Here is a 14,681-nt window from a genome sequence, read left to right as displayed (position 1 = left end):
AATCATCAAGTCCCATAAAAAAGCCCTTTATATAGTTGATTGTAGTGATGAAATTATATCAAAAAGTGCCTATTTATGGGCTTTATTATAGCTTTTATATATAAGAAATTGAAGATTTTTTATGTGCGAAAGTTGAGTAAATTATTTAAAATTGAAAATTAAAGTTTGCTTTTATTTTGCTATTGAGATAGTATAAATTCATAAATTAATTATACGAGGAATTAACATGATAAAAAAGATTTTAATAAAACTACTATTAATTAGTCCACTATCATGAAACCTCTGAGGTATAAATATCAAACAATTGAGGTTGGTGATAACGATATACATTTAAGAACTTTAAAAGATAGACAACAATTTTCTGATCAAGATAACAAAGCAGAAAATATAGGTATATCAAGTGCAACTTGGTCTTTATTTGGTGTTGTTTGGCCATCTAGCGAAGTTTTAGCAAATTTTATATTTGATTATGATTTTAAAAATAAAAGAATTTTAGAAGTTGGATGTGGAATTGGTCTATCAAGTCTTATTTTAAATAGATTAAATGCTGATATTACAGCAACTGATTATCATCCTGAGGCTGAAAAGTTTTTGGATATTAATACAGAATTAAATAAAGATGATGAAATACCATTTGTGAGAACTTGCTGGAGTAATGAATATCAAGATGAGCTTGGTAAGTTTGATTTAATTATTGGAAGCGACTTATTGTATGAAAGAGATCATGTAGTTCTTCTTTCAAATTTTATAAATGCTCATTCAAACGATAAAGCGAAGGTTATTTTAGCAAATCCAAATAGAGGTTATCAAGCAAAATTTACAAAACAGATGGAAAGTTTTGGTTTTGTATCTAGTTTTATTGAGCCTCAAAATACAGATTTTTTGCAAGAGCCTTATAGGGGTAAAATATTTAAATATTTAAGAGAGTAATAAATATAAAACTCTGATAAAAGCTAAAAGCTTTTATCTAGCTGGAATTGAAGTTTTCTCTTGAATTTCAATCGCACTGTTTTTTGCTGGCTGTTCTAAATATGCAAAAATTGCACCTAAAACAAGAAGTAAAAGAACAATTAATCTTACAGTATTTCTCTTTTGTTTAGATTCATTTCCATTATAATCATCAATTTTTTCTAAACTCGGTTCACCTTTATTTTTACTCATGAACATCTCCTTTTGTTTATTATGAAACTATTTTACCTATTTTTGCTTTTAAAAGCACTTTCAAATCTTTTGGAAAAACTTCAATATCTAATCCTCTTTTTCCACCACTTATAAATATAGTTTTAAAGTCCTCAACACTTATATCTAAAACAGTTCTTAAAAGCTTTTTTTGTCCTAAAGGTGAAATTCCTCCAAGCAAATATCCAGTTACTTTTTGTGCTTCATCTTTTTGTGCCATTTGTGCTTTTTTTACTCCAAAAATATCAGCAACTTCTTTTAAGCTTAGTTGATTTGAAACAGGAATTACACAAACAACCAACTCTTTTGGAGTAAGTTCCACAAGCAAAGTTTTATAAACTTCCTTTGCATCTAAACCCAATTTTTCTACTGCTTCTTCTCCAAAATTTGTACAAGCTGGATCATGTTCATATTTATGAATTTTAAAATCGCATTTATGTTTTTTTAGTAAATTAATTGCTGGTGTCATTTAAGAAAAACTCCTCTTTTAAAACTTCTACACCATTTATCAAAACTCCTATAAAATGGGTTCCAATATAGTGTTTTCTTGTTGTCATATTTTTAAAACTCTGTTTTTTTTGAAATATTTTTTTATTTAATTTTATCTCATTTTGACTTATCATAAAAACTTTTTTATTATGATTATTATTTGATTTTAGATAATAAATTGCATACTCAACTCTTATATTTCCAATAGGTTCATCTGAATTTATCTCAAATGAAAAATTAAAATCTTCATTCAAAAATATGGTTTTATCGCAACAAAAATTTGTGATATTTATATGATGAGATTTATCAAAATTAAATAAATCTAACACCTCTTTATTTGCTGTTTTCAAAAGAGTACGACAGCCGTGTTTACAAATCCAATCAAGCTCTTTGGAGATTTTTAAATTATTTCTTACAAAATTTATTACCATTTTAGGATTATCTTTTGATATGTCATTTAAACTGTTTGCTACACTTTTTTGAACATATTTTGAAGAGTCATTTTTAAGAAGCTCAATTATTTCAAATACTTTTTTTGGATTTTTCTTAAAATTTAGCAAAGCAATAGCCCAAGGAAGTCTAGGTCTGCAACCCTCACTTGATAATCTTCTTATATGCTCATTTTGTGATTTTGCCCAAAGTTTCATTTGATTTATAGTTTTATCTTCATATTTTAAAATAAATTGTCGAATAGCAAATTCACTGCTTGAATCTATTGTAAAAACTTCTAAAGCTTTCATAGAAACTTCAAAATCATCAAGTCCAAAAACTTCAACAAAATCTTGAAAAATCATAGCTTCCAAAGCTTTGAAATCTTGTTTTGCTTCTATTAAAATATCTATTTGCTCTTTATATGAAAATGGCAAAAAAGCTTTCAAAGTTTTTGAGATGTGTCGTATTCTTTGTTTTAGTTCAAAACTTTCCCAACTATTTATAAAAATAGCTTTTTTAAACTCATCTATTTTAAAATCTTTGTAGTTTTTTTGTAAACTATTTGATAGATTTTTTATAAACTCTTGTGAATATATATTTTTTAATTGCTCTGCCATTTTATTTTCTTCTTGTGTTTTGGCGAATTGAAACTATGAATTGATAGATTAGATATGCAATTATGATTTTATAAAGAAGTTGTGCTCCATTTATTGGGTCATCTGTTTGCATTAATGAAAAGGGGTTAAGTGTTTTTGAAAAACATTCCAAAAACCAATCTTCTGTAAAGATTGAATATATACAATAATATATGAAAATAGAGATTAGATAATAAGCTTTTTTAGTATTTGCAATGTGAAAATTAATAAAAATTATTACTATAAATATAACAAACGATAAAATAGATTTATCCAATAATCCAACAGAACTATTAAATATTTTTTCTATAAATACAGATAAAAATGTAAATGAAATAATCCAAAAAAGAGCTAAAAGCCAATCTTGAGAGTGATTTGAAGATATTCCATGGATTTTAAAAACCAACCATTCAAAAAAGTTTTTGCCATTTTTTAAATCTTTTTCAAGCTCTTTTTCTCTTTCTTTCATCTCCAAAGCATAATATTTGTTTGCTTCTATAATATTATTTTGTTTTTCAAAAGAGTCTTTTATTATTCTTGCTGTTTCTCTATTTCCAACCTTTGAAAGAGTCATATCTAAAAAATTTGTCTCTTTTCTAAAAAATATATTTTTAAAAGATAAGTTTTCAATCTTGCTATTACTAAACATAGCATTATCATCAAATCTTACTCCATCAAAAGTTAGATTATTTATACTATTTTCTATAAAAAAACAAATACTTTTAAATTCAATATTAAAAAAATTAATTTCCTTTAATACCGTATTTTTTTGAAATACAAATTGTTCTTGATGAATTATAGTTTTTACATCTACATTTTTATGAAAAGTACAATGTGTAATTTCTAAATTTTTTGCAGAAAATAAAGGAGTTAAATAAATATAATCAAGAAAAATACAATCTTTAAGAATTAAAAAATTTATTTTTTGAAGTTCTACTTCAATATATTTTTTATCTTTACCCATTGAAGGGAAAATTATATTTTCTAAAGTAAATTTTAAAAAGTTATTTTCAATATTTTCTTTTAATTTTTTATTAAAAGTATTCCAAAATAAATCAATTTCTTTATATGAAGATACCCAATTATTTAAACAACCAAAAATATTAATGAAAATTTCTTCATCTTTTTGATTAAAATTATTATGTTTAAACCAGTCATCTTTTTTGCAATGTAAAATACATTTATCACTATCTTCAAAAGCTTCTAAATCACAATTTTTACAAATACACTTAGCCATATTATCTCTTTAAATTTTTATTATTAATAAATGATTTTAACCAATTTTATTTAATATTGCAAAGCCTTAAAATGGCATTTTTGATTTTAAAGTATTTTCGATATAATCCCTTTCTATTTTGGATATTCAGGCTTAAGGTTTAAGCAACAAAGATATTTTCCAAATCTCTTCTTTGTACACTTATCCAATTTCTATTAAAAAAAGGAAATTGAATGAAAAAACTGATTTTATCAATCTGCACACTTTTTGTTTGTTCACTAAGTGCAAACAGTGACTTAGACCTATTCAAAGGTTTAAAAGGTACTTTAAATATTGCTGGTGGAACTGCTCATATAGCTTCGCAAAAAGAAGCCATGAAAAATATTATGCAAGCAAATCCTGAAATTACGATGACAATCGCTGGTGGTGGAACTGGGGTTGGTATTAAGCAAGTAACTGAAGGTTTAGTTGATATTGCAAATGCTGGTCGAGCTCCAAAAAAAGATGAGATTGAAAGAGGCGATTTAAAAAGCTTCGTTTTTGCAATGGACGGAATTGCTGTTATAGTAAACAACAACTCAGATATTAAAAATCTATCAACAGAGCAACTAATCGATATTTTTACTGGAAAAGTAAAATCGTTTAAAGATTTAGGTTTAAAAGGTGGAAAAATAAATCTTTATGTAAGAGATTCTTCAAGTGGAACAATGGAAGTGTTTACAAGTGAAGGTATTAAAAATGCTCAAATTTCTCAAGATGCAAAAGTAGTTGCTTCAAATGCAGCAATGAAAACAGCTGTATTATCTGATAAAAATAGTATTGGATTTATCTCATTTGGTACAGTTGATGATAGTGTAAAAGCTATTTGTATAGATAATAAATGCCCAAGCAATGATACAATCTTAAATGGTGAATATCACATTTCAAGAGGTTTATATATGGTTACAAAAGGTGAGCCAAAGCCTTTAGCTAAAGCATTTATAGATTATATGAAAAGCGATAGTGGTGCAGCAATTACTAGTAAACTTGGATTAATTCCTTATCAAAAGTAGTAGATTGTACTATTTATTTAATTTTGGGCTTGTTATATCAATTTTTATAACAAGCTCTCTTGTACTATTTATACTATTTTTTTTAATCTACTTCTCCTTTCCACTTATTACTTCGGGAAATTTTTTGGAGTTTTTTACTTTTGAGTGGATTGAGCAAAAAAATCTTTATGGCTTAATGCCAATGATTTTAGGAACAATTTATATAAGTGTTCTTGCAACACTAATTGCAACTATTATGAGTTTTTCGTTTGCATCACTTATGGCATTTTTTCTTCCAAAAAATATTACAAATATATTAAATAAATTTATGCTTTTTATATCAGGAGTTCCAACAGTTTTATATGCTTTTATAGCTATATTTTTGTTGGTTCCTTGGTTAAATGATATTTTAGATGGACAAGGTTTTAGTATTCTTACCGCATCTTTTGTATTAAGTTTTGTAGTTCTTCCTACAATGACAATAATTTTATTTAATACATTTAACTCAACTTCAAAAAAAACAATTTTTGCCGCTAAATCTTTAGGTGCAACAAATGAGGATATATTTTTTGATTTAATATTAAAAACTTCAAAAAAAGGGATACTTAGTGCTATTATCTTAGGATTTGCAAGAGCTGTTGGAGATACAATGATAGCTTTGATGATTGCAGGAAATAGTTTAAAAATTCCAAACTCTATTTTAGATAGTGCAAGAACTTTAACTTCTCATATTGCACTAATAAATGCAAGTGATTATGAATCAACTTCTTTTAAAGCAATATTTTTGTGTGGATTGCTACTTTTAGTATTCTCTTTTTTAACAGTTGTTAGTTTAAAACTTATAAATAAAGAGGCAAAATGAATAGAAAAATTATTATATCTTTATTTTTTTTAGTAGCTATATTTTCTATTTTAGTACTTACAATATTTTTTGCATTTGTATTTTACAAAGGTTTTAGTAGTTTCTCTTTAGAAATTATTTTTGATAATATTCCAGTTTTAGATGCAATTTTAGGAAAACAAAGAGTTTTTGATGGAATATTTAATGCAATAGTGGGTTCACTTTTTGTATCTTTATTGGCTATTATTTTTGCTCTACCTTTAGGATTTTTAAGTGGAGTTTTTATAGCAATTTTTGCATCAAAAAAAGTTAAAGAGATTTTTAGTTTCTCTTATGAACTTTTAGCCTTTGTCCCATCTATTGTTATTGGACTTTTTGGATTATCTGTTACTATATATTTGCACAAAATGTTTTTTGATGATTTATACACTTGTCTTTTAATATCTTCAATTTGTTTGGCAATTTTAGTAATTCCTTATATTGTAAAAATGACAGAACAAGCACTTTATTCAATTCCATATCAAATAAAAAACTCTGTATTAAATCTTGGAGCTACAAAGTATCAGAATCTTTTTTTAGTACAACTTCCATATATAAGTAAACAGCTATTTAGTAGTGTTGTTTTATCAATTGGAAGAGCTGTTGAAGATACTGCTGTTATTATGATGACAGGAGCAGTTGCTATGGGAGGAATTCCAAACTCAATATTGGAAAAATATGAGGCTATTCCATTTTTTATATTTTATGTATCTTCACAATATCAAGATATTTACGAACTAAACAAAGGTTATGTAGCTGCTGTGATACTTCTTTTTGTATCACTTAGCCTTTTTATTTTTGCATTTATTTTACAGAAAATAGCTATTAGAAGGAGTCAAAAAGTTGAGTAAACATATTTTGAAAATAGAGAATTTAAATCTTTACTATGATAAAAAACAAGTTTTAAATAACTTAAATTTAGATATAAAAAGAAACTCTATAACAGCCATTAGTGGTCCAAGTGGAATTGGCAAAAGCTCTTTACTTCTTGTATTAAATCAGATGATAAAAGAGTATGAAAATGCTACTTTTAGTGGAAAAGTATATTTTAATGATGAAAATAAAAATATTGATATTACAACTTTATCAAATAAAGAGCTACCAGAACTTAGAAAAAAGATTGTTTATGTAAGCCAACATCCAGATATTTTACCATTCTCTATTTTTGAGAATTTATATTTTCCTTTAAAACTTCAAAAAGTAAACAAAAATGATGCAAAAAAGCTAATAACAGAGGTATTAAAACAAGTTTATTTATATGATGAAGTAAAAAATAGATTAGATGATAGTGCGTATTTACTCTCAGGAGGTCAGCAACAAAGATTGATTTTAGCAAGAGCTTTAATATTAAAACCAAAAGTTTTACTTCTTGATGAGCCAACTGCTTCCCTAAATGAAGAATTATCCTTAAAAATAGAGAATTTATTGTTTGAATTAAGAAAAAGTATAACTATTGTGATAATTTCTCATTTTAAATCACAAATATTAAAACTAGCAGATTCTATATTTTCTCTAGAATATTAGATTTTATAGAAATAATTAACTTTACCATAGTTTAAATATCTTATAATCACAAAAATTAAAAAAGGAGTTACTTTATGAAATACAGAAGCTTAAAAGAAGATATAAAAGTTTTAGAGCTAGGTCTTCCACCAAAAGAAAATGATGGATTTATTGGTGGAAATTTAGACCCAAAAGAGGCTAGCTTGATTTTAATCCCAGTTCCTTGGGAAGCTACTGTTTCATTTGGAGAAGGAACTTCAAAAGCACCTGATAATATAAGGTTAGCAAGTCATCAACTAGATGTTGAAAATTATCACTATATTAAACCATATAAAGCTGGAATTGCTATGCTTGAAGTAGATAAATATTTACTAAAACTTAGTAATAAAACTAGAAAAAAAGCTTTAAAAGTAATGGAAGCAATAGAGTGTGGTGAAAGTTGCAAAAAAGATTTAAAATATGTAAATGAAGTTTCAAAAGCAATAAATTCACATGTGTATGAAGCAGCTTTTAAAAAAATAAAAAAAGACAAATTTGTAGCAGTTGTTGGTGGTGATCACTCTTGTCCACTAGGACTTATAAAAGCTTTAGATGATACTTCTAAAGATAATTTTGGAATACTTCATGTAGATGCTCATCACGATTTAAGAGAGGCTTATGAAGGGTTTACTTATTCTCACGCATCTATTTTTTATAATGTTTTAAATGAGTGCAAAAATGTATCAAAACTTGTTCAGATTGGAATTAGAGATTATAGTAAAGAAGAAGCACAAAGAATGATTAAGCTAGGAAATAAAGGAGCTTGTCTTTACGATACAGCTATGCAAGCGCAAATTGCAAGTGGAAAATCTATTGAAGAAGTTTTCACTCCATATATAGAACAGCTTCCAAAAAATGTCTATATCTCTATTGATATAGATGGTCTTGAGCCATTAAACTGTCCAAATACAGGAACTCCAGTTCCTGGAGGATTAAGATATGGAGAGTTAGAGCATTTAATTTTTATGGTAGTAAAAAGTGGAAGAAAGATTATAGGTTTTGACTTAGTTGAAGTTGGAGATAGCAAAAATGGCTGGGATGCAAATGTTGGCTCTCGTGTGTTATATAATCTTTGCGGAGCTTTATTAGCAAGTCAAGGTAAAATAGAGTTTAGATAAAACTCTTTTTTATCAAAACTATCTAACTCTTGACCAATCTCTTGATACCTTTTGAAATAATACTCTACAAAAGATTTTATATTTTCATCGTTTGGCATAAAATATTTATCTTTTTTAGTAGCATAAAGATTCAAAAACTTTGTAGCATCTAGTTTTTCTAAATAGTGTTTTGCTAAGCTTGTATAATTTTTTATATACCAAGCTTTTAGTTTTTCAAATTTTTCATCTTCTAAATCAATTTTTAGCTCTTTTTTCTCTTCATTCCAAGTCAAAATACCACTTTCAAAAAGACCTGCAAGATGAATTAATCCTTCACAATAGTATGGTTGAACTTCATCCACTTCCATCCAAGAGATAAGTCCTACGCTTCTTTTTATCAAATCTATTAAAATAGCTTCTTTTAGATGTTTTTCGTCATCTTTTTCATCAAGTAAATATGAGATTAATCCACCAGTTGTTGCTTTAAACTCCTCAATATTTTTAAAATTTCCTGTTTTATTCATAAAACTCTCACTCTCTTCATCGCACCATAAAATATGTCCATATTCATGCCCAATAGTTGTAATATCATAAACACTATGCCAAGAATCTGTTTGTTTAAAAAGAAAGTTTCTATCTTTTGTTAATAACTCTTGCCCAAATATTTCACGGCTTAGTTGTAAAAATGGTTTAGCACGACTACTTTGTAAAATCTCATCAGAAAATGCAAAGATTTTTTTACCCTCTTCAAGACTTACAACTTCATCATTTGGTACAACTTGTGCTGAAAAAAGACCATTTAATTCTGCACCAAAAAATAGTGCAGGGCGACCTACATAAAGTTGTACTTTATCGAGTGATTTGAAGCTAAAATCAAATATTTTTTTATAATTTTCGTTTGCTTCAAAGCTACTAAATATTTTTGTAAATGATGATTTTATCTTATTTACTCTATGGTCATTTTGTGCAAATTTTGGATTTGTTAATCTTATATCCCACTCCAAAGCAACTGCTTTTCTAAAGTGGTCTTCATAATATTCAAGTGGATGTCCTATTTGAATAGGTGTTGTGATTTTCATCCAAGCTCTATCTACATTTGCCCATTTGTTTACAAGTTCATCTGTTTTATCTTCACTAAATGCCACAATCAAACTTTGAATATATCTTACATAATCCCACTTTTGATTATAAATCTCATCTTCAAGCTCGATTAATTTATCTACAAACTCTTCAAGAGCATCTACAGTTTTTGTAACCTCTTTTTTGAAAGCTTTTATATATGCTTTTGAAGTATAATTCTCACCTTCTTTTACTAAAGCAGAGTAACATCTATCAGCAACTATCCCACCATGTCCTAAATCAAGAAGTTTCTCATCTTCAAGATATTTCATAATTTTCTCTTCATTGCCTTCAAATTTAGCACTTAGTTCTTTATTTATTTTATTTATTATGTGTGCTGTCCAAGAGCTTTGCCAAGATGACATAGCAAGACCAACATTGTAAACTCCTATAAAAATCTCTTGATAAAAAGGAGTTAAAAGATTGTTTTGAACTATAAAATCTATTAAGTTTTTATGTTTTTCGTGCCAATATTGTTTTACAAATTGATATGCTTTTTCTTGAATATCAATAATCTCTTTTTCACTCTTTTCAAGTTTTTTTAAAACTTGAACTAAGCTATCATCTCTTAAATTTACAAGTCGTGTAACTAGAGCAAATCTTAAATCATCACTCATTTTCAAATCTAAACTCTTTGCAAATTCATCTATAATAGTTAGTTTTTCAAACTCACTATTTTCCAAAAATTTTAATAACTCATTTGTTTTTGCTTTTTGTTCATCTAAATAGTCATAAATTTTTTGTAAATCATCTATAAAATTTTGTTTTGTCATAAATTATTCCTTTTCTTCTATCTTTTCTAAAATATCTAAAGCTTTAGAGTATTCAAAATCATCAATAAAATCTTTTAGAGTTTTTATTTCTTGAGTACTCAAGCTATTTTTTAAATTTAAGTATAGCTTTTCTAAAACCTCTTCAAGAATTACACTACCATCTTGTAAATCTTTTTTTATACTAATCATAAACTTTTTAAATTCGCTTTTAGTCAAAAGATTTGTATCTTCTTTATTTGATTCATTTTTTATGCCATCTAAATGTTTTAGCTCAAATTTAACTTTTGCTATTTCTTCTTCTAAAGTTGAAATTTCTATTGAATTTAATGCATTTTTATTTTTAAATTTACTATCTATTTTTTGGCAAATTGCAAAAAGTGAATTTGCTCCTAAGTTTCCACTAACACCTTTTAATCCATGAATTAAAGATGGGGCATCACTGCTATTTTCTGTAACTTTTTCTACAATAAAAGCAAAATCTGTATTTAGTTGTTCAATAAACTTATTTAAAAGTTTATTTATTAGTTCTTTATTGCTTAAAGATTTTTCTAATAATTCCCAATCCAAAACAATATTTTCATCACTTTTTGCTACAGAAGGTATAAGATTTTTTTTAGTAATTTTTTTTGAGTATTTAATAATCGTATTATATAACTCATTACTATTTATTGGTTTACTTAAGTGGTCATTCATTCCAAATTTTAGAACTTTTTCTTTATCTTCTATCATAGCAGCAGCAGTAAGAGCAACTATTGGAATATTTTTGTCAAATTCACGAATTTGTGTTGTTGCATCATAACCACTTAAAATAGGCATTTGTAAATCCATTAAAATTAAATCATATTTTCCTTGATTTTTTTTATATATCTCAACTGCTTCTAAACCATTGTTTGCAACATCTACTTCAATTTGTGCTTTTTGTAAAAACATTGAAGCTACTTCTTGGTTTATTTCATTATCTTCAACTAACAAAATTTTTAAACCAAAAAGATTTGGAGCATCTTTGTGCATATCTGAAGAATTTACCTCTTTTACGATACCTTTTTTTATTTGTGCTAAGGCATCAAAAAGAGTTGAACTTGTAACTGGTTTAGTTAAAAAATTGTCAATATGAATATCATCCAAATTTATTTCATCTTTTGAGTAAGCTGAAACCATTAAAATAGACGGAATATTTTTTTTAATCTCTTTTTGATTATACAATTCATAAATTTTTTTAATTGCTTCTTTTCCATTTAATCTAGGCATATTCCAATCCATAAGAATAAAATCAAAAGGTTCATTTGAAGCTTCAGCTTCTTTTACCATTTCTATTGATTCAATTCCATCTTTTGCTTCATAAGTAATGTAACCAAACCTTTCTAGAATATCTTTTAATATTACCCTTGAAATTTCTTGGTCATCAACTATTAAAATTTTAAATTTTTTATTATTTAGTAAACTATCTTTTGACCACTCTAAAACTTCCATATTTATAGTAAAACTAAATTCAGTTCCTAAATCTTTTTGACTTTGTACCTCTATTGTGCTACCTAAAGAGTTTACTATTCTTTCAGATATTGATAATCCTAATCCAGTTCCTCCATATTTTCTAGTTGTAGAGTTATCTGCTTGAACAAAAGGTTTAAATAGATTTGAAATTACATCTTTACTCATTCCAATTCCTGTATCTTGAACACTAAATTTTATTTTTGCACTGTTTTTAGATATTTTTTCAAGAAGTTCTATTTTTAAAGTAATATTTCCTTTATGTGTAAATTTCAAGGCATTGCTTACAAAATTTGTTAAAACTTGTAATATTCTTAACTCATCACTTAAAACAATTTTTGGAGTTCCTGATTTATTGTAAAAATATAATTCAATATGCTTGTAATTGTCAAGATGAGAAAAAATTACTCTTAATTGAGATAATAAATTCTCCAAAGAGAAAGCTTTTAAATCTAAATCAAAATTACCTGTTTCAATTTTTGAGAAATCTAAAATATCACTAATAATTCCTAAAAGTAGTTTAGAAGAAGTATTTATTTTTTTTATAAAATCATACTGTTTTTCATCAATTTTTGTATCAGCCAAAAGTTCACTCAAACCAATAATTGCATTCATTGGAGTTCTCATTTCATGACTCATATTTGCCAAAAACTGATTTTTTGACTCATTTGCTTTTTGTGCTATATCTGTTTGAAGTTTTAACTCTTCATTTATTTTTTGTAATATTATTTCACTATCTTTTAATTGAGTTTGATCAAACATATATCCTCTTATAGATTCAATCTCTCCAGAAGAGTTTTTTATTACATGATTAAAATCATAAAACCAACGATACTCTCCATTTTTAAGACGAATTCTATAAGATTGTTCATAAGAATTTTTATCTTTTGTATAAAAACTAACCTCTTTTGAAACTCTTTCTAAATCATCTTTATGAATTATTGATGAATATTTGAAATTTTCTGAAAGTATCTCCTCTTTTGTATATCCTAAAACTGTTTCACAGTTTGATGATATATATTTTACAGTCCAATTTTTATCAAATTTCCACTCAACTACCACAACTGGACCATTAGAAAAAAGATTTCTCTCTTTTATCAAAGCTTTTTCTGCAAGTTTTTTCTCTGTAATATCTAGTATTGTCCAAATAAATCCTTTTGATAAATCACTATTATCAAGAGGTGTACCAAAAAGAGAGCAAAAAATAGTATTTCCATTTTTGTGTTTAAGAGGAAACTCAAAATTTGTTAAAATAGAGTTTTCAAATTTTTTATACTCTAGTGAGAATTTATCAAAAGATTCTTTTGAAAGATGAATTATTTCAAAACTTTGGTTAAGTAGTTCCTCTTTTGTATAACCAAAAATTTCACAAGCAGTTTTATTTATATTTAAAATAACTCTACTAGATGAAGCTAAAAATATAGCAACAGGTGTATTATCAAATAGTGCTTGATTGTATTTTAAACTCTGTTTTAATAACTCTTCATTTTCAAGCTCTTGTGTAATATCTTCAAAAGTAACTACAGCTTCATTTTGCTTAAAAGTTTCAGTATCTATTTCTTTTATAAAAACTTTAAAAGTATAAAGTTTGTCATCTTTTTTCATTTTTGCAAAGTGAGTTTTATTTGGATTTATTGAAATATATTCAACCCAACTTAGTTCACCTATTTTTGAAGTTAAATAATTTTCTTCTTCTATAAAATGGTCACAAATACAGTTATATTTATTTGTAAACTCTGAAATAGATTTAAGATTGAAAAACTTTAAAAAAGCTTGGTTTGCTTGTGTTAATTTTTCACCATTACTACTAACTATTACTATACTATTTGAAGAGTCTAATATTTTTTCTGCTCTATTTTTTTGAATAGAGATTTGTTTATAAAAGATTTTAAAAGTATAAATAACTAATAAATATATAATAAAAATTGTAAATAAAGATATTAAAATTAAGTTTTTAACTACATTGTAAAAATCATCATAATATTTTGTTAAATCGTGAAAAAATATGAAATTTCCTAAATTTTTACCATCATTTGAAAAGATATTAAAAAATTGTAAATTTAAGTGTTTATTGTCAAACTCAATATCTTGATTTTTATTTTCATATTTAAATTTCTCTAGATATTCTAAAAATTTTGAATCAATAGATTTTGATGCTAAAAAGTTATTGCTATAATTGTCATAAAAAACACCTTCTATGTTATTGAAAAAAGTAACAGTATCTAGTAGTTTTTTTGTAGAAACACCTATTTCAAAAACTCCTATAAAATCATTTTGATTATCAAATAATGGAATAATAACTCTATAAGACAATCCAGTTAAACCATTTTCAAAACCAGAAACAACTTTTTTTGTATTAAATGCATCATTTAAAAGAGGTCGATTGTCTTTCTCTTCTTCTCCTGATAAATCTAATTTTTGAAGTCTTAAAATATTTATTTTATCTTTTGAAAAAAAGTTCATTTGAGTTATGTATTCATCTTTTTTTACTAAAACAGCATATTTTTCTGCTGTTATTTTTTCTAGTTTTTCTCTATCTTTTTCTTTTATTGCTGATTTTATTTCATAATCATCTTCACTATCAAAAATCTTTTTAGCAATATCAAAGTAGTAATTTTTAAGATGTTTTTCTATATTTTTATTAAAAGAGTTATCTATTTTTGCAATTTGCTCATCTTTTAAAATATTTAATTTTTCTTTTTGAAAATCGTAGAAAATATAAAAAAAAGCAATAAATGAGCTTACAAATAGAAATATTATTAAACCTAAAAATTTATATTTTAAAGAGTAATTTTTCATA

General features: G+C 25.8%; 12 protein-coding genes. 6 read left to right on the top strand and 6 right to left on the bottom strand.

Annotation, left to right across the window (positions count from 1 at the left end; translation table 11 throughout):
* Window positions 1-273 precede the first annotated feature (273 nt).
* Window positions 274-930, top strand: coding sequence for a class I SAM-dependent methyltransferase (locus CJ670_RS03345; RefSeq protein WP_105938844.1), 657 nt, complete (start codon window positions 274-276; stop codon window positions 928-930).
* 33 nt (window positions 931-963) lie between these two features.
* On the opposite strand, the gene CJ670_RS03340 is transcribed toward CJ670_RS03345, so the two are convergent.
* From CJ670_RS03340 to CJ670_RS03325, 4 genes are read right to left on the bottom strand one after another with little or no spacing between them, the layout of a single operon-like run.
* Complete coding sequence (locus tag CJ670_RS03340; RefSeq protein ID WP_105912449.1) at window positions 964-1,161, bottom strand: hypothetical protein; 198 nt, start codon at window positions 1,159-1,161, stop codon at window positions 964-966.
* A gap of 19 nt (window positions 1,162-1,180) precedes the next feature.
* Window positions 1,181-1,648, bottom strand: coding sequence for a Cys-tRNA(Pro) deacylase (gene ybaK / locus CJ670_RS03335; RefSeq protein ID WP_105912450.1), 468 nt, complete (start codon window positions 1,646-1,648; stop codon window positions 1,181-1,183).
* Window positions 1,632-2,717, bottom strand: a complete 1,086-nt coding sequence (locus CJ670_RS03330; RefSeq protein ID WP_105938843.1) for a DNA alkylation repair protein — start codon at window positions 2,715-2,717, stop codon at window positions 1,632-1,634. The genes ybaK and CJ670_RS03330 overlap by 17 nt, the downstream gene beginning before the upstream one ends.
* A gap of 1 nt (window position 2,718) precedes the next feature.
* Entirely contained in the window at window positions 2,719-3,972 is a 1,254-nt protein-coding gene (locus CJ670_RS03325) for a pentapeptide repeat-containing protein (RefSeq protein ID WP_105938842.1), read from the bottom strand.
* A gap of 212 nt (window positions 3,973-4,184) precedes the next feature.
* Here CJ670_RS03325 and CJ670_RS03320 point away from each other — a divergent pair, with 212 nt between their 5' ends.
* The 5 genes from CJ670_RS03320 to CJ670_RS03300 all read left to right on the top strand — a co-directional run bounded on the left by CJ670_RS03320 (window position 4,185) and on the right by CJ670_RS03300 (window position 8,522).
* Window positions 4,185-5,003, top strand: coding sequence for a phosphate ABC transporter substrate-binding protein (locus CJ670_RS03320; RefSeq protein WP_105938841.1), 819 nt, complete (start codon window positions 4,185-4,187; stop codon window positions 5,001-5,003).
* Between the two features lie 124 nt (window positions 5,004-5,127).
* Window positions 5,128-5,844 carry a PstC family ABC transporter permease gene (locus tag CJ670_RS03315; protein WP_133161059.1) on the top strand — a complete coding sequence of 239 codons (717 nt, stop codon included), beginning with the start codon at window positions 5,128-5,130 and terminating at the stop codon, window positions 5,842-5,844.
* Window positions 5,841-6,713: a PstA family ABC transporter permease gene (locus CJ670_RS03310; protein WP_105938839.1), complete on the top strand. Its 873-nt coding sequence runs from the start codon at window positions 5,841-5,843 to the stop codon at window positions 6,711-6,713. Before CJ670_RS03315 ends, CJ670_RS03310 begins: the two co-directional genes overlap by 4 nt.
* Complete coding sequence (locus CJ670_RS03305; RefSeq protein WP_105938838.1) at window positions 6,706-7,386, top strand: phosphate ABC transporter ATP-binding protein; 681 nt, start codon at window positions 6,706-6,708, stop codon at window positions 7,384-7,386. The genes CJ670_RS03310 and CJ670_RS03305 overlap by 8 nt, the downstream gene beginning before the upstream one ends.
* 74 nt (window positions 7,387-7,460) lie before the next feature.
* Complete coding sequence (locus CJ670_RS03300) at window positions 7,461-8,522, top strand: agmatinase family protein (protein ID WP_105938837.1); 1,062 nt, start codon at window positions 7,461-7,463, stop codon at window positions 8,520-8,522.
* On the opposite strand, the gene ciaB is transcribed toward CJ670_RS03300, so the two are convergent.
* Window positions 8,498-10,393, bottom strand: a complete 1,896-nt coding sequence (ciaB, locus tag CJ670_RS03295; protein WP_105938836.1) for an invasion protein CiaB — start codon at window positions 10,391-10,393, stop codon at window positions 8,498-8,500. The two genes, CJ670_RS03300 and ciaB, sit on opposite strands and share 25 nt — an antisense overlap.
* A 3-nt stretch (window positions 10,394-10,396) precedes the next feature.
* On the bottom strand, window positions 10,397-14,680 hold the full coding sequence (locus CJ670_RS03290) for a response regulator (protein ID WP_105938835.1): 4,284 nt from the start codon (window positions 14,678-14,680) through the stop codon (window positions 10,397-10,399).
* Window position 14,681: the final 1 nt, after the last annotated feature.

The organism is Arcobacter cryaerophilus gv. crypticus (assembly GCF_002993025.1).
Classification (GTDB): Bacteria; Campylobacterota; Campylobacteria; order Campylobacterales; family Arcobacteraceae; genus Aliarcobacter; species Aliarcobacter cryaerophilus_B.
This window is presented reverse-complemented; position numbering and strand designations above follow the sequence as displayed.